This is a genomic window from Caballeronia glebae, from assembly GCF_001545035.1.
GTDB classification, from domain to species: Bacteria; Pseudomonadota; Gammaproteobacteria; order Burkholderiales; family Burkholderiaceae; genus Caballeronia; species Caballeronia glebae.
The window spans coordinates 57487-75133 of sequence record NZ_FCOJ02000007.1 but is presented as its reverse complement, the minus strand read 5'-3'; the positions used below and the strand labels follow the sequence as shown (position 1 = coordinate 75133).

Genomic DNA, 17647 nt, shown 5'->3' with positions numbered 1-17647 from the left:
ATTCATGGACATCGTCACTTACGAAATCATCCGCAGCAGTCTCTTCGCGATCGCCCGTGAAATGAAGATCGCGATGATGCGCACCGCCGGCAGCCCGCTCATGCACGCGAGCGGCGATTCGTCGGCGGCCATTTTCGACGCCGACATGCAGCTCGTCGCGCAAGGCAACGACATTCCGACGATGCTCGGCTCGGCCGTCATCTCGACGCGCGTGTCGGTGGAAGCGGTCGGGCGCGACAACCTGCGCCCCGGCGACGTGATCGTCAGCAACGACGCCTACGTGGGCGGCGGCAATCATCAGCCGGACGTGCAGTTCACGCGGCCGGTGTTCGCGGGCGGCCGGATCGTCGCGTTCGTGATGACGCGCGGCCACTGGACCGACATCGGCGGACAGTCGCCGGGCAGCTATACCGTCACGACGTGGGACGTTTTTGCCGAAGGCATCCGCATTCCGCCGGTGTTTCTGTATCGCAACGACGAGCCGGTGCCGGACATGATCAACCTGCTCACGAGAAACAGCCGCAACGCGCACGAACTGCTGCTCGACATCCAGGCGCAATACGCGGGCACGTTCGTCGGCGACCGGCGCATCGGCGAACTGGTGGCGAAGTACGGCGCCGATGCGCTGCGCGACGTGATGAGCCAGAGCCTCGATCACTCGGAAAAGCTGATTCGCGCGGAGATCGCGCGCATTCCGGATGGCGTCTACGAAGCGCAGGAGTATCTCGATCCGATCGAGGCGCCGGGCTGGAAACAGGAGCGTCCGCTGCTCAAGGTGAAGATCACCAAGACGGGCGATCACATCACTTTCGACTACACCGGCACCGGGCCGCAGGCGCGCGGCGGCATCAACTGTCCGCTTTCGGTGACGTGCAACAGCACGTGGTTCACGGTGAAGGCGCTGACCGATCCGGGCATTCCGACTAACCAGGGTTGCTACCGGCCGGTGACGATCATCGCGCCCGAGGGCAGCGTGCTGAACTGCCGCTATCCGGCGTCGGTGGTGTCGGGCAACACAGAGACTTCGCCGCGCGTGATCGATCTGCTGCTCAAGGCGCTCGCGCCCGCGGTGCCCGAGCGCATCACCGGACAAAGCAACTGCGCGTCGTGCGCGGGCATTTTCAGCGGACGCGATACCGATGCGGCGCGAGTCTCCCGTACCGGCCAGGAATTCGTCACCATGCACGACGTTCACGCGGGCGGCATGGGCGCGCGCGCGGCCAAGGACGGCGTGAGCGGCGTGCGCGTCTACGTGGGCAACGCGGGCAGTCAGTCGATCGAGATGATCGAAGCGACTTCGCCGCTGATGGTCGAGGAATGGTCGCTCGTCACCGACAGTGGCGGCGCGGGCCGTCAGCGCGGCGGGTTGACATCGCGGCGCGTATATCGCGTCGATTACGACGAGGCCACGTTCACCGTGTCCGGCGAACGCGGACGTTCGGCGCCCGAAGGCCACTTCGGCGGCGAGGCAGGGACGCGCTTTCTGTGCGTCGTCGAACGCGCGGACGGCAGCGAGCACGAGGTCGCCGCGAAGGGCGGGCAGACGGTCGTGTATCGAGGCGATCGCGTGACAGTGCAGCCTGCCGGCAGCGGCGGCTACGGCGATCCGCGCGAACGCGAACAGGCGCGCGTCGATGCCGATGTCGCCGATGGCTACATCAGCGCGGACGCGGCTGCGCAACGCTACGGTCGCACGCGGGAAACCGCCGACGCACCGCTCGAAGTCACCGCCGAATGAGCGCGAACGAAGCCATGAACCAGCCCCTGCCGCTCGCTGGCGTGTGCGTGGTCGAGATCGGCCACAGTCTCGCCGCGCCGTATGCGGGCATGATTCTCGGGTCGCTCGGCGCGGACGTCATCAAGATCGAAAGCGCGGAACACGGCGACTACGCGCGCGACTGGGGCCCGCCCTTCGTCGATGGAGCGGCCGCGCTGTTTCATGCGGTGAATCACGGCAAGCAGAGCATCGCGATGTCGCTGTCGAACCCGGACGAAGCGCAGGCGTTGCGCGAGCTGATCGCGCGCCGCGCCGATGTCGTGCTGCAGAACCTGAAGGCGGGCGGGACGGAGAAATACGGTCTCGGCGGCGAGGCGATGCTGCGCATGAAGCCGTCGCTCGTCTACTGCAATCTCGGCGCGTTCGGCACGGCGGGGCCGCTGCGCGACAAGCCGGGCTACGATCCGCTCGTGCAGGCGCTCTCGGGTCTCATGAGCTTTCTCGGCCAGCCGGGCGAGCCGCTGTCGCGTATTCCGGTGTCGGTGAACGACATGGGCACGGGACTATGGGCCGCGATCGGCGTGCTCGCCGCGCTCTTCAGACGCCAGGCGACGGGCGCGGGCGAGATCGTATCCGTGTCGCTATACGAGACCGCGATCAGCTGGGCGGGCATCCAGATCGCCGACTATCTGGCGTCCGGCGTGCTGCCGGGGCGCTGGGGATCGGGGACGGCCGCGATCGTGCCGCATCAGGCCTTCGAATGCGCGGACGGCACCGTCATGGTCGCCGCGGGCAACGACCGCCTGTTCCGCCGCCTGTGCAGCGTGCTCGATAGCGCCGCGCTCGCCGACGACGCGCGCTTCGTCACCAACGGCGCGCGCGTTACCAATCGCGTCGCGCTGATCGACTTGCTGCACGTCGAGTTCCGCAAGCACGGCACCGCGCACTGGCTCGATGCGCTCGATAAGGCCGGCATTCCGTGCGGACCGATTCAGACGATCGATCAGGTCGTCGAGCACGAGCAGACCAAGGCGCTCGATCTGCTGCGCACCACCGACGACGGCGCGGCGACGGTCGTCGGCGTGCCGATTTCGTTCGGCGGCGCGCGGCCCGCGCGCACGGGCGTCACGCCGAAGCTCGGCGAACACAATCATCTGTTGACGAAGACACCACTGGAGACATCGTGAAACTTGCATCGCAACTGGTCGGCGCGTTCGACACGCTGACGCTCGAAGAAATCGACGAACAAATTCTCATCGTCAAACTGAACCGTCCGGAAGTCTCGAACGCGATCAGCACGACGACGGGAGAGGAGATCATCCGCGTATTCGGCGCGCTCGAAGCGAACCCCGCGCTGTATCGCTGCGTGATCCTGACGGGCGCAGGCGAGCGCGCGTTCTGCGGCGGCGCGGACCTCAAGCAGCGCGAAGGCATGACCGACGAACAGTTCGGCGTGCAGCACTATTTGTTCGAGCGCATGAACCGCGCGCTCACGTATTGCCCGGTGCCGGTCATTTGCGCGGCCAACGGCGCGGCGGTCGCGGGCGGACTCGAACTGCTGCTCGCCTGCGACTTCGCCTATGCCGCAAGCCACGCGACGTTCGGCTTCACCGAAGTGAAGCGCGGCATCATGCCGGGTGGCGGCGGAACGCAGCAACTGCCGCGCGCGATCGGCGCGCGGCGGGCGAAGGAGTTGATCCTGCGCGGCGGAAAGTTCACGGCGCAGGAAGCGCTCGCGTGGGGCGTCGTCAACCGGCTGTGCGAGCCGGGTCGTGTGCTTGCCGACGCCATCGACGCCGCGCGGGACATCTGCACGAGTGCGCCGCTTTCGGTCGCGCAGGCGAAGAAGGCGATCGACCTCGGCATGCAGGGCGATCTGCGCACCGGGCTCTATCTGGAAATCGAAGCGTACAACCGGCTGATTCCGACCGAGGATCGTCTCGAAGGCATCAGCGCCTACAACGAGAAACGCTCACCGCGATTCAAAGGCCGTTAGACCATAACGGCACGGCCGACCCGAAAACCGGATTCACCGGAGGAGACAGACATGACACCCGACCTCGGCAGCTTCGACAGGCCCACGGCCGAAGCGACCTACGGCAAGATCACGCGCAGGCTCATCCCGTTCCTGTTCCTGTGCTACGTGTTCGCGTTTCTCGATCGCATCAACATCGGCATTGCGCAGCTCGACATGAAGCACGACGTGGGCTTCAGCGATTTCACCTACAGCATCGGCGCGGGCATCTTCTTTCTCGGCTACGTGCTGATGGAAGTGCCAAGCAATCTGCTGCTCGCGCGCATCGGCGTAAAGCGCACGTTCTCGCGCATCATGATCCTGTGGGGTTTGATCGCGGCGGGCACGGCGTTCGTCACGCTGCCTTCGCATCTCTACACCGTGCGCTTCTTTCTCGGACTCGCGGAGGCGGGGCTTTATCCGGGCGTGATCTTCTATCTCACGCGCTGGTATCCGGTCGAGCGGCGCGCGAAGGTGATCGCCATCTTCACCTGCGCGACGGGCATCGCGGGCCTGTTCGGCGGGCCGCTGTCGGGCGCGCTGATGACGTACTTCAACGGCTATTTCGGCCTGCACGGCTGGCAGTGGATGTTCATCGTGCAGGGTCTGCCCGCGAGCGTGCTCGGCGTGATCGCGTTCTTCTTTCTCGATGACGGCCCGCAGCAGGCGAAGTGGCTCACCGAGAGCGAGAAGGCGATCGTGCTCGACGACATCCGCAGGAGTTCGAGCGTCTCGACCAGGCACGCAGAGCACACGTTCGGCCGTGCGCTGAAGGATTTTCGCGTCTACGTGATGGGTTTCGTGTGGTTCACGCAGATCGCCGGCGTGTTCGCGATCGGCTTCTGGCTGCCGACGCTCATCAAGAGCGCGGGCGTGTCGAGCGCGTTGCAGATCGGCTGCTATTCGGCGATCCCGTACTTCGTGAGCTGGATCGCGTTGATCGCGCTGAACCGTCATTCGGATCGCACGATGGAGCGGCGCTGGCACTGCGCGATCGCGATGATGTTCGGCGCGGCCGGCCTCGTCGTCGCGGGGTTCACGACGGGCAACCTCGCGCTGTCGCTCGCGGCATTGTCGGTGGCGACGGCGGGCATTCTCGCGCCCAATCCGCTGATCTGGGCGATCTCGACCGATTACATTCGCGGCAGCGGCGCGGCGGGCGGCGTCGCGCTGATCAATTGCGTGGGCCTGCTCGGCGGCTTCGTGAGCCCGATGATCATCGGCTCGATCAAGACCATGACGAACAGCATGACGGGCGGACTCGGCGCGATCGCGCTGCTGATGGTGCTCGGCGCGATCGCCGCCGTGGTGCTGGCGCCGTCGACTTCGGCGGCGCCGATCGCGGCGGGACATACGAATGAAGGCAGCGATGCAGTCGCGGACGCGACGATCTGAACCGGAGCAGACATGAACGAAAGAGACGTGCAGATTCGCGAAGTTGGCTTGCGCGATGGCTTGCAGATGGTGCACACGATCCTCGCGAGCGAGCAGAAGCTCGAATGGTGCGCGCGCATGGTCGATGCGGGCGTGATCGATATCGAAGTGACGTCGTTCGTGCCGCCGAAAGTCGTGCCGCAATTCGCGGACGCGGCCGAGGTCGCGACAGGCGCGCTCGCGATCGCCGGTCTTCACGCGGCGGCGCTGGTGCCCAACCTGAAGGGCGCGCAACGCGCATTCGATGTGGGGCTGAACAAGGTGCATTACGTGCTGTCCGCGAGCAACGAGCACAACCTGAAGAACGTGCGGCGCAGCACGGCGGAATCGGTCGAGGACTTCGCACGCATCGCGGCGGCGCGCGACGAACTGGGCCGCGATGTCGTGCTCGGCGCGGGCGTGGCGACCGCGTTCGGCTGCACGATCGCGGGCAAGGTCGACGAACGCACGGTGCTCGGACTCGTCGAGACGCTCATCGAAGCCGGCGCGCAGGAGATCACGATCGCCGATACGGTCGGCTACGCGAATCCCGCGCAGGTGCGTGCGCTCATGCGGCAGGTCGTGGCGCTCGCGGGGGCGGTGCCCGTCGCCTGTCACTTTCACGATACGCGCGGCCTGGGACTCGCCAACGTCATGGCCGCGCTCGATGCGGGCGTGCGCGCATTCGATGCATCGCTCGGCGGACTCGGCGGCTGTCCGTTCGCGCCCAACGCGACCGGCAACATCAATACCGAGGACACCGTGTTCATGCTCGAAGCGCAGGGCCTGCGCACGGGCATCGATATCGGCAAGCTGCTGGCGATTCGGGAGACGATCGCCGTGTGGCTGCCGGGCGAGCCGTTCACGGGCGCGATCGCGCGCGCTGGATTGCCGGCGACCTTCGCCGCTCCGGAGGCCGTCGCGGCGTGACTTCGGTTAGCGGCTCAAGCTGCCGCCGCGAGCCGTTCCAGCAGATCGACGAGTAGCTCGGGTGCGAGCACCATCGCGTCATGGCCTGTGTCGATGCTCTCCCAGCCCCATTCCGGGCGTTGCGACCGGACATGCTCGCGCACGGGCGCGAGCGTGTCGTATGAAGGATTCGCGCAGTGCACGTAAGTGCAAAGCAGCCCGTTGCCGAGCGGCGATTCGAGCTTGAGCGGCGTGGTGTAGGTCGCGAGCGGATGCGGCGTGAGTCGCCGGCGGACCCATTGCGCTTGCGGATGATCGTCCGGAATGCCGGTGCCCTTCAGGTCGTTGACGGGCATCGCAATTGCCTGGCCGCTTGCCCCCACCGATGCCATGCGCTCATCGACGACGCTTGCGGGCAGCACATCGAACGCGGATTGGCCGCTTTGCGCGAGCAGGCTGTCGAGGAAGACGATCGTGCGCAGTGTGTGCGCGATACGGTCGGCGACGCCTGACGCGACGAGTCCACCGTAGCTGTGGCCGACCAGCACGACCTCGCTCAATTCCTCCGCCTCGATGACATTGACGATATCGGCGATGTTCACGTCGAGCGACGTGACCGATGCAATCAGATGATGGCGCTCGCCGAGTCCGGTCATGGTCGGCGCAACGACGCGATGTCCACGCGCGATCAATTCATCCGCCACGAAGCGCCAGGCCCAGCCGCCATGCCAGGCGCCGTGAATCAGCACGAAATTGAACCGCGTGTCGTTCTGTGGGCTGCTTTTCAAGTCGGTCTCCTGATCGATGTGCGTACATTGTTGAGTGGGCAAATCGTCTCAGAGATGAAGCCGCCATGCAACCAATTGCACGTGCCGCGAACATCGCTACTTACTGGTTATCACCGATATAACTCGCGCATCTCACCTGATCTGATCTTTTCAATATCTTCATCCGCCGATGTTTCCTAGACTGGCTCAATTGCTCGAATCATGTCCCACGCCGTCAATCTTGGAGAGCGCGAGTGAACCCGTCCGTTCTGGAATCCGATCCGGCGTCAGCCGATTCTTCGCACGCTACTTCGACCGCAGACGCGCATGAGCGAGCGCTCTATTGGCGCGTCACGCTTCGGATCGTGCCGTTGCTTTTCGTGTGCTACGTCGTCGCGTTTCTGGATCGAATCAATGTCGGCTTTGCGAAGCTGCAGATGCAGGACGCGCTCGGTTTCAGCGACAGCGTCTATGGTCTGGGCGCCGGAATCTTCTTTCTCTCCTACTGTCTGCTCGAAGTGCCGAGCGCAATGCTGCTCAGGCGCATGGGCGCGAAGAAAACGATCGCGCGCATCATGATCTGCTGGGGAATCGTCGGGGCCTGCTCCGCGTTCGTCACGAACGTCACGCAGTTCTATATCGTGCGTCTGCTGCTGGGCGTGTTCGAAGCAGGCTTCTTTCCCGGCGTGATCTTCTATCTGAGCTCATGGTTTCCGGAAAGACGGCGCGGTGTGATTATCGCGTGCTTCATGGTCGGATTTCCGGTCGCGGGTCTTGTCGGCGGACCGGTCTCGGGATGGGCGATGACGAGTCTCGCGCACGTCGCCAATCTCGCCGGATGGCAATGGCTTTATATCGTCGAGGCGTTGCCGGCGGTCGTGCTCGGTCTGGTCACGCTCATGCTGCTGGACGACAACATCGAAAAGGCCAAATGGCTCACCGAAGCGGAGAAGGGCGTGCTTCGCCAGGGCTTCGATGTCGAGACGGAACGAAAGCGTCGAGCCGGGCAACACGGTCACGCGAAACTTGCCGAGGCGCTCGCGGACCCGAAAGTCTATATGCTCGCGTTCATCGACTTTGCCTTTGTCTGCGGAACCTATTCAGTGACGTTCTGGCTTCCGACTGTCATGAAAGACTCGGGCATTACGAATCTTTCGCTGCTCGGATGGCTTTCCGTCATACCGTACGGAATGGGCGCTATCGGCATGATCGCGATAAGCCGAAGCTCGGATCGAATGCTCGAACGCCGGTGGCATGCGGCGATCGCGGGTTTCATCGGCGCTGTCGCCTTGTTGCTGGTTTCGCGTCCGACCAACTCGCCCGCGTTGACCGTCGCGTTGTTGACGGTGGCCTGCGTTGGCATCTTCGCGACCAACGTGTTGATCTGGTCCCTCGCAGCGGACTATCTGAACGGATCGCCGGCGGCGGCGACAAGCATCGCTTTCGTCAATTGCATCGGCTTGCTCAGCGGCTTTTGCAGTCCGTTCGTTATCGGATGGCTGAAGACCGCGACGGGAACGCTCGTCAGCGGCCTTTACGTGATGACGGCAATACTCGTGGCGGGCATTCTGGTAATGCTGCTTGGCTTCAGGCGTCATACCGAAGCGCAGGCGCGTTCCGCACTGACAACAGGGACAGAGTGAGACTTATGCATAACATTGCCATTCTCGATGATTTCCAGAACACTGCGCTTCGCTTCGGAGACTGGAACAGCTTGCGCGAACACGCCGACATCACTGTCTTCACAGACCACATCCGCGACGAGAACGAACTGGTCGAACGTCTGCAACCCTACGACGTCCTTTGCGTGATGCGCGAGCGCACATGGTTCACGCACAGTGTTCTTTCGCGTTTGCCGAATCTGAAGTTGCTGGCAAGCACGGGGCCGTGGAACGCAGCCATCGATATCGAAGCGGCCGATGAATTCGGCATTACCGTTACCGGGACCGCATCGTCGCCGACGGCCGCGGCGGAACTCGCCTGGGCGCTCATTCTCGCCGCGACGCGACACATCCCGAGCGAAGTTGCATCGTTCAGAAAGGGAGGCTGGCAGGTATCGGTGGGCGGCGACCTGCATGGCAAAACCATCGGACTGCTAGGACTGGGCTACACCGGCGGCGCGACTGCACGCGTCGCCCAGGCTTTCGGCATGCGCACGATCGCATGGAGCCAGAACATGACGCACGAGTCCGCCGCAAAGTGCGGCGCGCTCTACGTGTCGAAGGAAGAATTGCTTGCATCGAGCGATATTCTTTCGATTCACGTGCGGCTATCGGACCGCACGCGCGACTTGATCGGCGAGAAGGAACTGAGGATGATGCAACGGCACGCGCTGCTCGTGAACACTGCACGCGGACCGATCGTCAATGAGCGAGCGCTTATCGATGCGTTGACCGAGAAGCGAATCGCGGGCGCAGCGCTCGATGTTTTCGGTCAGGAGCCGTTGCCTGCGGATCATCCGTTCCGGTCGCTCGATAACGTGATCGCGACATCGCACATCGGTTACGTAACCGATGCGTCTTATCGGATCTACTACGGCGAGTCGGTCGAGAACATTCGAGCTTGGATCGCGGGCAAGCCGATTCGTGTGCTGACGTCCGAGAAACGCGAGATCAGCTACATCGGCGGAGTCGCATAGCGGGTTCCTGGAACCCATACAACTCCGCGGGATTATCGACGAGTATCTTGCTGCGAATCGCTTCGCTCTCTACGAGTCGCATAGTCCATTCGAGCATGCGCGCGTCGTCCGGCACGGGCGTGACGTTCGGGTGCGGCCAGTTCGACGCCCACACGCCGCGCTCGGGAAAACGCGCCGACAACGTGCGCACGATCCAGGACACGTCGTCGAAATCCGGCGCGCCGGTGCGCGAGCTTTCATACGGCGCGGACAGCTTGATCCAGCAACGCGGCCCGTCGAGCAGGCGGCACAGCGACGCGAATCCTTCGCTTTGCGACGTGACCGGCGCGAGAAACTTGCCGAGATGATCGATGACGAGATTCGACCGCAGGCGCGCGAGCATCGGTTCGTGCTGCGGCAGCGTGTGACCGTCGAGTTGAAGGTCGATATTCCAGCCGAGCGGTGCAATGCGCGCCGACATGTCCGCGAGTTCGTCCCACGGCAGCACGCCGCCTGGCAGCATCATGAAGCGCACGCCGCGAATACCGGCATCGTGCAGGCGCTGCAGTTCGTCATCGCCGATATCCGGCGCGACGACCGCAATGCCGCGCGCGCCGTCGCCCAGTTGCGCGATGGCCGCGAGCGTGCAGCGGTTGTCGAAGCCATAGCCTGTCGGCTGCACGACGATCGCCCGCGAAAAGCCCAGCGCGCGCTGCACCTCCCGATACGCCGATGCGGGCGCGGGCGGCGGCGCGAACGTCGCGGTCTTCGCGAGCGGATAGCCTTCGTCGTAGACGTGAATGTGGCAGTCGCAAGCGCCTTCGACGTTCATCGCGCGTCCGCCTGCATGTCGAAACCGACGAGACGGAACGCGTGCGCCGCGTTCACCGCGCCCGCGGGCACGAGGCCGTCGAACAGCGCTCGCGTTTGCGCGACCGTTTCCATCGACTGATGCTCGATCGCGCCCGGCGTCAGCCCGCCGACATGCGGCGCCGCGATGACGCGCGGATGCGCCGCGAGCGCCGGCGCAGGCATCTGATCCGCCGCGCGTCCGACATCGAGCGCGCATCCCGCGAGATGACCGCGATCCAGCGCGGCCAGCAATGCGTCGTCGTCGACGAGTTCGCCGCGAGCGGCGTTGATGAAGTACGCGCCGCGCTTCATCGCGGAGAAGGCGCGCGCGTTCATGAGATTCGCCGTCTGCGCATTGGCGGGCGCGAGACACACGACGAAATCCGACTGCGCGAGCAAGTCGTCGAGACCGGTTCGATGAAGGCGCGTATCGTCGATCGTCGCGTATGGATCGGACACGACGACGCGCATGCCGAATGCCAGCGCGAGATCGCACAGATAGCGCGAAATTTGCCCGTAGCCGATCACGCCGAACGTGCTGCCGCGCAGCTCGCGGCCCATGATCGGCGCGGGCGCTTCATGGCGATGATAAGCCTCTGCATACGCAGTCGTGCCGCGCGCGAGATCGAGCATCGCGCCGATCACCCACTCCGACACGGACGGCACGAAGCCCGCGCTCGTCTGCGTGACGAGCACGCCGAGCTCGCTGGCGGCATCGACATCGACGGTGCGGATATCCACCGCGCAGCGCACGAACGCCGCGAGTTTCGGCAGCGCCTCGAACAATGCGCGCGGCGCGGGCGTTTGCCGGTACGCGATGAAGACGTCGGCATCGCGCGCGGCGTCGGCGAGTTCGGCTGTCGTCAGCTCGCGATCTTCGGCGTTGTATGCGACGTCCGCGAACGCCGCGAGCGCAGCCGATGCGCGTGCGCCGAAGTAATGATCCAGCATGTGCCGGGGATGACTCACGAATACCTTGTTCATGTCCTCGTCCTGATTTGTTTCGCGGGCGCGGCGACCGACTCGCGCTCCACCAGCGTGATATCCGTGAACAGCGCCTGCTCCGATGCAGGCATGGGTTCGTCGTGCGGACGCATCGCGCGCTCGACCATCGCGGCGGCCATGGCGGGCACGGGAAGCTGCACGGTCGTGAGCGCGGGGTTCGAGATCGCCGCAAGAAAATGCCCGTCCATGCCGACGATCGACACGTCTTCCGGCACGCGCAACCCGCACTCGCGCATCCCGGCCATCAGGCCGAGCGCCATCAGATCGTTCACGGCGACGATGCCCGTCGGGCGCGCGTCGTCCTTCGCGAGCAGACGCGCGAGCGCGCGGCCGTTTTCGGCGATCATCGAATCGCCGTATTCGTTCACCGTGCCGCTGTCGAGCACGCGCGCCGTCTGCGCGAGACCGGCCTCGTTCGCGGCGGAAAGAAAGCCGTCGATCTTGTCGCGCCGGCTCATCGTCACGCCGGTCAGCGTGGCGAAGGCGAGCCGCGTGTGGCCGTGCGCGATCAGATGCCGCGTCGCGATGCGCGCCGCTTCGAAGTTGTCCGGCGTGACGTGCTCGACGCGCGTCGCTTCGCCTTCGGTCGCGCGGCGGTCGTAGCTCACGACGACCATGCCGCGTTCGACGGCGGTTTCCAGATGCCGTTCGTTCGCGAGCGACGAGATCACGATCACGCGCCGCACGCCTTGCGACAGCAGATCCTCGAAGAACGACGCCTCCTTCGCCGGATCGCGATACGTGTTGCCGATCATCACGCGATAGCCGTATCGCTCCTGCGCACAGGTTTCGACTTCGCGCGCGATATAGCCGTACATCGGATTGGCGATCGACGGCACGAGCAGTCCGATCAGTGGCGTCTGCCCCGTCTTCAACTGACGCGCGAGCGTGCTCGGCCGGTATTGCAGCGCGTTCATCGCCGCCTGCACGCGCGCGAGCGTTTCCTGGCGCATCTGGTCGGTGCGGCCGTTCAGCACGTTGGATACCGTGCTCACGGACACACCGGCCTCGCGGGCGACATCTTGAATGGTGCTCATAAGGTTTGACTTCTGCGGGCTACAGGCCGAGCCGGGTCGGCAACCACAACGAAAACGACGGCACCAGAATCAGCGCCACCAGTGCGATAAAAAGCACCAGCAGATATTTGAGCATAGGACGCGCGACGGCTTTCATTTCCGTGCCGGTGATGGCGCAGGTCGCGAAGAGCCCGAGTCCGACCGGCGGCGCAAAGAGGCCCAGGCCCATCGCGACGACGATCACCGTGCCGAAGTGCAGCGGGTTGATGCCGAGCTGCGTCGCGATCGGCGTGAGCAGCGGCCCGAAGATGATGAGCGCGGGCGCGCCTTCCAGCACCGCGCCGAACACGATCATGATGAGCACGGACAGCAGCAGGAACATCGTCGGGCCGTACTGATGCGCGAAGGCGATCATCGAATCGGACACGAGCGCGGGAATCTGCTCGATGGTCAGCGCGAACGACACGCTGGAGGCCGCCGCCACGATGAACAGAATGCTGCTTGCCATCGACGCCGAACGCACGAACACGCGCGCGACCGACTTCGGCGTGAGTTCGCGAAACGCGAGCCATCCGACGATCAACGCATAGACCACGGCGAACGCCGACACTTCCGTCGATGTCGCGATGCCCGAGGTCACGCCTTTGCCGATCATCGTGATCATGACGAGCGCGACCAGCGCGCCGCCGGCGAGCGGCAGCCATGCTCGCGGATTCGTGAGCGCATCGGCAAGATTGATGCGTCGGCCGAAAATCACCGCGACGATCGCGAGCGCCGCCGCCAGCACCGCCGCCGGCACGACGCCCGCGAGAAACAGCCCCGCAATCGAAATATTCGCGACGAAGCCCATGATGATCATGTTCACGCACGGCGGAATGGTTTCCGCCATCACGGCGCTGCAGGCGAGCAGCGCCGCCGCCTCGTTGGGATCTTCCTTGCTCTGGCGCACGGCGGGCATGACGACGCCGCCGACCGCCGCGATATCCGCGAGCTTGGAACCGGACACGCCGGAGAAGAACGCCGTCGCCATGATCGTGATGAGGCCGAGTCCGCCGCGCACGCGGCCGAAGATGCGCAGCAGCAGTTCGATCAGGCGCGACGACATGCCGTTGGTTTCCATCAGCAAGCCCGCCAGCACGAAGAACGGAATGGCGAGCAGTACGAAGTGGTCGGTGCCGGCCATCACTTGCTGCGAGTAGACGAGCATCGGCAGGGTAGGTTCGGCGAGGAAGTAGAGCAGGGCCGAGAACGCGAGCACGAAGCCGATCGGCACGCCGAGCACGAGTCCGCCGATGAAGCCGGCCATCAGCAGAAAGCCGGGCTTGAGCGCGTGAGCCGGCACGAACGCGTTCCACGCGAACACGGCCGCCGCGAGCAGCACGCAGCCGGCGAAGGTGCCGAGCACTGTCTTGCGCGCGCCGTTCAGCGCGTTGGCGAGCGCGAAGACCGTCATGAACATGCCGCCGATCACGAGCGGATACACGTTGATCCAGGCGGGCAGGCCGCTCGGCGTCATCTGGCCATAAGAATCGACGAGCAGGAGACACGACGACACGCACAGATTGCCCGCGACGCCCGCGACCACCCAATGCCCGACATGCACGAGCGCGGGTTGCCAGCGCCTCGGCAACATGCCGCGAAACAAATCGACGCCGACGTGCTGGCTGCGTCCGAGCACGGTGGCCGCGCCGAAGAACACCAGCACGATCATCAGCGCGCCTGCGACTTCCTCGGCCCAGTCGAACGGATCGTGCAGAAAATAGCGGTAGATCACGGAGAGGAACACCACGATCACATCGGCCGCGAGGACGGCCGCGCAGAAGTATTCGATCCAGTGCATGAGGCGCGCGAGGCCGCGCGCGAGCACGGTCTCATGGCCGAAGCCGGGCGCGGCGAGTTGCGCCTCCGGTCCGGGCGTCGCGGAGAAAGTGGTCATGATGGCGGCCTCTTTGGCGTCGTTGGCGTCGTGGCGTGGCTCAGCCCCGCGCGGCGGCGATGGCGGTGAAAAGCGGCGCGGTCGCCGGATACTGCTTCGCGAAACTCGCATACAACTGCGAGTGCATTTCAGCGCGCGCGGTGTCGCGATCGGCCTTCGACATCGGGTAGAAGGTCATGCCTTTTTTCTTCAGTTCCTGCTCGGCGCCGGCGGCTGTCTGAATGGCGGCAGCGCGCTGCTTCGCGGTCGCGTCCTGCGCCGCTTTCTGAAACGCGGGGCGCAGATTCTCCGGAATCTTCGCGAGCGCGCGGCGGCCCATCACGACGACGAGCGGGCTGAACACGTGCTGCGTCTGCCAGCACGATTTCACGACTTCGTCGTACTTGCTCGCGAGGACCGTCGCGCAATCGTGCTCGAAGCCGTCGACGACACCGGTCTGCGCGGCCATATACAACTCGCCGATGGGAATCGGCGTCGGCACTGCGCCCATCAGCTTGAAGGTTTCCATGAAGGCGGGCGTGGGCAGCACGCGCAGCTTCACGCCCTTGATATCGGCGAGCGATTGCGTGGGCTTCTTGGTGAACACGTTGCGCGCGCCGAAGGAATAGCCCCACGTGAGCACCGAGCAGCCCGCACGTTGTTGCAGAAGCGTGTCGAACGACTTGCCGACGGTGCCGTCCATCGCGCGGCCCACGTGATCGAAGCTGTCGAACACATAGCCGAGATCGAGCATGCCGAACTCGGGAAGCGCGGTTGCCCAGATGGACGAGCCCGTCACCATCATGTCGACCGCGCCGACTTTCACCTGCTGGACGACGTCGCTTTCCTTGCCGAGCTGGTTGTTCGGGAAATAGTCGAGGCGAATCTGATCGCCGACGCTCGCCTTCAGGTTCGCGGCGAGGTTCTGATACCACACGTAATGCGCGGCGTTTTCGTTCGGCGGCATCGAAGAGGACAGCCGCAACGTGGCCGCGGGCTGGGCGCGCACGATCGCGGGGAAGCCCGCGCCCGCCGCCGCGAGCGTCGCCGCCGAGGCCGTCTGAAGGAAGCGTCGGCGGGAAATGCCTGAAGCGAAATGCATGGTGTTGTCTCCTGGATGCCGCTCTGAGCGCGGGCGGAAATATGCAGCGCGACACGATAGGAGTGACGCGGCTGTATCGATTTAGTGTATCGATACAGTAAATTGAAGCGCGGGCGGTTTATATGGGCGTATACCCGCGAGGTGGATAGATGAACGCCCCCATCTGGTCGCTCAGGACGTGTTGTCGGGTCATTGGTAAGCACGGAGACAATAGAGGTCGTGAATCGGGCGATCAAACAAGCGGCCTTCCTTGAGTATTTCGCGAACCTAGAAAGATGCCCTATAGGGGTGGAGTCATGCAGCGGATGACTATGGGCCATCGGGTAAAACTGATGCCGGCAAAGTTCGTCAAAGCCTTCAACATCCGGAACAAGAACGATGCCGCAGATGCACGGGCGATCTGGATGGCGAACTACTGGCGCAAGCGGGGCGTTCATGTGGGCAGATCGGGTAGGACCTGGGACTACCGGTTTCGGCCAAGACGGGGCGCTCGCCTGTCCCGCAGGTTTGTCGTTCGAATGGCTGCTTCTGTCCAAGGACCAGTCCGGCAGGCGCAGCGTCTGACTCGCATAGTCTTCCGAAACAGTAAGCGTGATTGGTGATCGAGTCGCGGACGTAGGCCTTTCTCCGTCCCATATGGCGAAATGTCGAGACACCAGATTTGCAGTCGCCGCATAACCGTGCCTATCCTTGCAATGCTGCGCCTGCTGCTGACTTTCGGCGTGTCGCGTTTCGACCATGAAATAACTCTCAGGGAAACAGTCATGCAGCTCGCACACGGGACCATCACCCGACTCGGGGTCGCGGCAATAGCAATCGTCGTATCGATTGCTTCACAGGCTCAGACTTCGCGTTACGACGCACTCGTCAATGCCCAGTTCGACAAGGACTATCCAACGACCGAGACCGCACGCAGCCTGCGCGATGAGCTCATCTTCCAGCGCGCGACGCAGGCGTACCTGTGGGCGCTGCCTGCCATCAACATCTGGGCGATGAAGGAAGGCTCCGAGAAGGTATTTGGTGGCGGATACAACGTGCTGCCCGTCTGGAAAGAGCGGATAACGGCATCCACACTTGTCACGACGCCCAATTCCGATGTTGTCTACGCAATGGGCTACCTCGATCTGCACGAGGATGGTCCGCTTGTCGTCGAAGCGCCGCAGGGCGTGCAAGGCATGTTCGATGACTTTTTCCAGCGTCCGCTCGTTGGCCCAACCACTGGTGGCCGCACTTGGATTGGCGACGTCGGTCTTGCCGGTCCCGACAAAGGCCGGGGCGGCACTTACGTTCTCCTGCCACCGGACTACAAGGGCGAGCCGCCGAAAGGCAGCATGCCCAGAGGCGCTTTCGTTTATCGCTCACGTACCTACAATGTGTTTCTTTTCTGGCGCACGTTCTTCACCGACCCAAAGGATCTGACGAAGCCGAACGCACAGATCGCCGCGACGCGGATCTATCCCTTGGGCAAGAAGGCGAGCGCGAAGCCCATGCAGTTTCCTGACGCGAACCAGCAGCCTGCCGACCTGCTCTTCCCACGCGACATCCGGTACTTCGAAATGATGTCGCGCTTCATCGATAGCGAATACGTCGATCCGTCCGACCTCGATATGCGCGGCTTCCTGCATACGATCGGCATCGAGAAAGGCAAGCCGTTCGCGCCGACGCCCGAGATGCACGCGCTACTGGATAGCGCTGCGCAGGCCGGATTCAAGATGAGCAAGGTCGTGATTACCGAGATGCTCCCGCAGGAGCCGGGCGGCAAGTATTATCCTGATCGCCAGTGGGTTAACGTCTTCGCGGGCGAGGACACGGCGTTCCAGTCGAGCCACACCTTTACCAACCTCGAACAACGCTCCGGGTACTTTACAAGCGCCTATTCGGCAAGCCCGGGCATGGTGAAGAATCTCATCGACGCTGGCGCGAAGTACCCCGTGACTTTCCGCGACAAGGACGGCAATTTCCTGGATGGCGGACAGTCATACACACTGCATCTGCCTCCGAATATCCCCGCAAAAAACTTCTGGTCCGCCACCGTCTATGACGCGACGACGGCATCTGGCCTCGACAACGGACAGACGCACCCATCGCTGAACAAAATGGATCAGCCGGTGCAAAACGCCGACGGCTCCCTCGATCTTTACTTCGGCCCGAACGCACCCGCCGGCAGCGAGAAGAACTGGCTGAGGACGGTGCCCGGCAAGGGCTATTTTGTGATCTTCAGGCTCTACTCGCCGGAGAAGGCTTTCTTCGATCAGACCTGGAAACCCGGCGACCTCGAAAAGAAAGGTTGATGCGCCCGAATCTATAACGGAGCTTCTTC

General features: G+C 63.9%; 14 protein-coding genes and 1 pseudogene. 9 read left to right on the top strand and 6 right to left on the bottom strand.

Annotated features, from left to right (window positions below):
* Positions 1–4 precede the first annotated feature (4 nt).
* The 5 genes from AWB82_RS06835 to AWB82_RS06815 are packed head-to-tail and all read left to right on the top strand — an operon-like array spanning position 5 to position 6074.
* Positions 5–1738 carry a hydantoinase B/oxoprolinase family protein gene (locus AWB82_RS06835; RefSeq protein ID WP_086966494.1) on the top strand — a complete coding sequence of 578 codons (1734 nt, stop codon included), beginning with the start codon at positions 5–7 and terminating at the stop codon, positions 1736–1738.
* Entirely contained in the window at positions 1735–2904 is a 1170-nt protein-coding gene (locus AWB82_RS06830; RefSeq protein WP_086966397.1) for a CaiB/BaiF CoA transferase family protein, read from the top strand. The genes AWB82_RS06835 and AWB82_RS06830 overlap by 4 nt, the downstream gene beginning before the upstream one ends.
* Positions 2901–3713, top strand: a complete 813-nt coding sequence (locus AWB82_RS06825) for an enoyl-CoA hydratase-related protein (RefSeq protein ID WP_086966396.1) — start codon at positions 2901–2903, stop codon at positions 3711–3713. Before AWB82_RS06830 ends, AWB82_RS06825 begins: the two co-directional genes overlap by 4 nt.
* Positions 3714–3764: 51 nt before the next feature.
* On the top strand, positions 3765–5126 hold the full coding sequence (locus AWB82_RS06820) for an MFS transporter (RefSeq protein ID WP_086966395.1): 1362 nt from the start codon (positions 3765–3767) through the stop codon (positions 5124–5126).
* Between the two features lie 12 nt (positions 5127–5138).
* Entirely contained in the window at positions 5139–6074 is a 936-nt protein-coding gene (locus AWB82_RS06815) for a hydroxymethylglutaryl-CoA lyase (protein WP_086966394.1), read from the top strand.
* Positions 6075–6088: 14 nt separating this feature from the next.
* Here the strand turns inward: AWB82_RS06815 and AWB82_RS06810 are convergent, their stop codons facing one another.
* Positions 6089–6841 (bottom strand): alpha/beta fold hydrolase, encoded by a 753-nt coding sequence (locus AWB82_RS06810; protein WP_086966393.1) that lies wholly within the window; start codon positions 6839–6841, stop codon positions 6089–6091.
* A gap of 233 nt (positions 6842–7074) precedes the next feature.
* Here AWB82_RS06810 and AWB82_RS06805 point away from each other — a divergent pair, with 233 nt between their 5' ends.
* Positions 7075–8463 carry an MFS transporter gene (locus tag AWB82_RS06805; RefSeq protein ID WP_086966392.1) on the top strand — a complete coding sequence of 463 codons (1389 nt, stop codon included), beginning with the start codon at positions 7075–7077 and terminating at the stop codon, positions 8461–8463.
* 5 nt (positions 8464–8468) lie between these two features.
* Positions 8469–9458 (top strand): D-2-hydroxyacid dehydrogenase family protein, encoded by a 990-nt coding sequence (locus tag AWB82_RS06800; RefSeq protein ID WP_086966391.1) that lies wholly within the window; start codon positions 8469–8471, stop codon positions 9456–9458.
* On the opposite strand, the gene AWB82_RS06795 is transcribed toward AWB82_RS06800, so the two are convergent.
* The 5 genes from AWB82_RS06795 to AWB82_RS06775 are packed head-to-tail and all read right to left on the bottom strand — an operon-like array spanning position 9433 to position 15327.
* Positions 9433–10269 (bottom strand): amidohydrolase family protein, encoded by an 837-nt coding sequence (locus AWB82_RS06795; RefSeq protein WP_086966390.1) that lies wholly within the window; start codon positions 10267–10269, stop codon positions 9433–9435. The genes AWB82_RS06800 and AWB82_RS06795 overlap by 26 nt on opposite strands.
* A complete protein-coding gene (locus AWB82_RS06790) occupies positions 10266–11273 on the bottom strand; it encodes an NAD(P)-dependent oxidoreductase (RefSeq protein ID WP_086966389.1) in 1008 nt (335 codons plus the stop codon). Before AWB82_RS06790 ends, AWB82_RS06795 begins: the two co-directional genes overlap by 4 nt.
* Entirely contained in the window at positions 11270–12331 is a 1062-nt protein-coding gene (locus AWB82_RS06785; protein ID WP_086966388.1) for a LacI family DNA-binding transcriptional regulator, read from the bottom strand. The genes AWB82_RS06790 and AWB82_RS06785 overlap by 4 nt, the downstream gene beginning before the upstream one ends.
* Positions 12332–12350: 19 nt before the next feature.
* Positions 12351–14246, bottom strand: a complete 1896-nt coding sequence (locus AWB82_RS06780; RefSeq protein ID WP_086966387.1) for a TRAP transporter large permease — start codon at positions 14244–14246, stop codon at positions 12351–12353.
* A 40-nt stretch (positions 14247–14286) separates the two neighbouring features.
* The gene (locus AWB82_RS06775; protein ID WP_086966386.1) at positions 14287–15327 is read right to left on the bottom strand and encodes a TRAP transporter substrate-binding protein; all 1041 of its coding nucleotides are present in this window, start codon (positions 15325–15327) and stop codon (positions 14287–14289) included.
* Between the two features lie 192 nt (positions 15328–15519).
* On the opposite strand from AWB82_RS06775, the pseudogene AWB82_RS06770 reads away from it, so the two are divergent.
* A pseudogene (locus AWB82_RS06770) lies at positions 15520–15737 on the top strand (IS110 family transposase); the annotation flags it as partial.
* A 285-nt stretch (positions 15738–16022) separates the two neighbouring features.
* Positions 16023–17618 (top strand): DUF1254 domain-containing protein, encoded by a 1596-nt coding sequence (locus AWB82_RS06765; protein WP_235023201.1) that lies wholly within the window; start codon positions 16023–16025, stop codon positions 17616–17618.
* Positions 17619–17647: the final 29 nt, after the last annotated feature.

Coding starts and splice junctions, on each gene's coding strand:
- AWB82_RS06835 (WP_086966494.1), top strand. CDS start 5: ATGGACATCGTCACTTACGAAATCATCCGCAGCAGTCTCTTCGCGATC.
- AWB82_RS06830 (WP_086966397.1), top strand. CDS start 1,735: ATGAGCGCGAACGAAGCCATGAACCAGCCCCTGCCGCTCGCTGGCGTG.
- AWB82_RS06820 (WP_086966395.1), top strand. CDS start 3,765: ATGACACCCGACCTCGGCAGCTTCGACAGGCCCACGGCCGAAGCGACC.
- AWB82_RS06815 (WP_086966394.1), top strand. CDS start 5,139: ATGAACGAAAGAGACGTGCAGATTCGCGAAGTTGGCTTGCGCGATGGC.
- AWB82_RS06800 (WP_086966391.1), top strand. CDS start 8,469: ATGCATAACATTGCCATTCTCGATGATTTCCAGAACACTGCGCTTCGC.
- AWB82_RS06795 (WP_086966390.1), bottom strand. CDS start 10,269: ATGAACGTCGAAGGCGCTTGCGACTGCCACATTCACGTCTACGACGAA.
- AWB82_RS06790 (WP_086966389.1), bottom strand. CDS start 11,273: ATGAACAAGGTATTCGTGAGTCATCCCCGGCACATGCTGGATCATTAC.
- AWB82_RS06785 (WP_086966388.1), bottom strand. CDS start 12,331: ATGAGCACCATTCAAGATGTCGCCCGCGAGGCCGGTGTGTCCGTGAGC.
- AWB82_RS06780 (WP_086966387.1), bottom strand. CDS start 14,246: ATGACCACTTTCTCCGCGACGCCCGGACCGGAGGCGCAACTCGCCGCG.
- AWB82_RS06775 (WP_086966386.1), bottom strand. CDS start 15,327: ATGCATTTCGCTTCAGGCATTTCCCGCCGACGCTTCCTTCAGACGGCC.
- AWB82_RS06765 (WP_235023201.1), top strand. CDS start 16,023: ATGCTGCGCCTGCTGCTGACTTTCGGCGTGTCGCGTTTCGACCATGAA.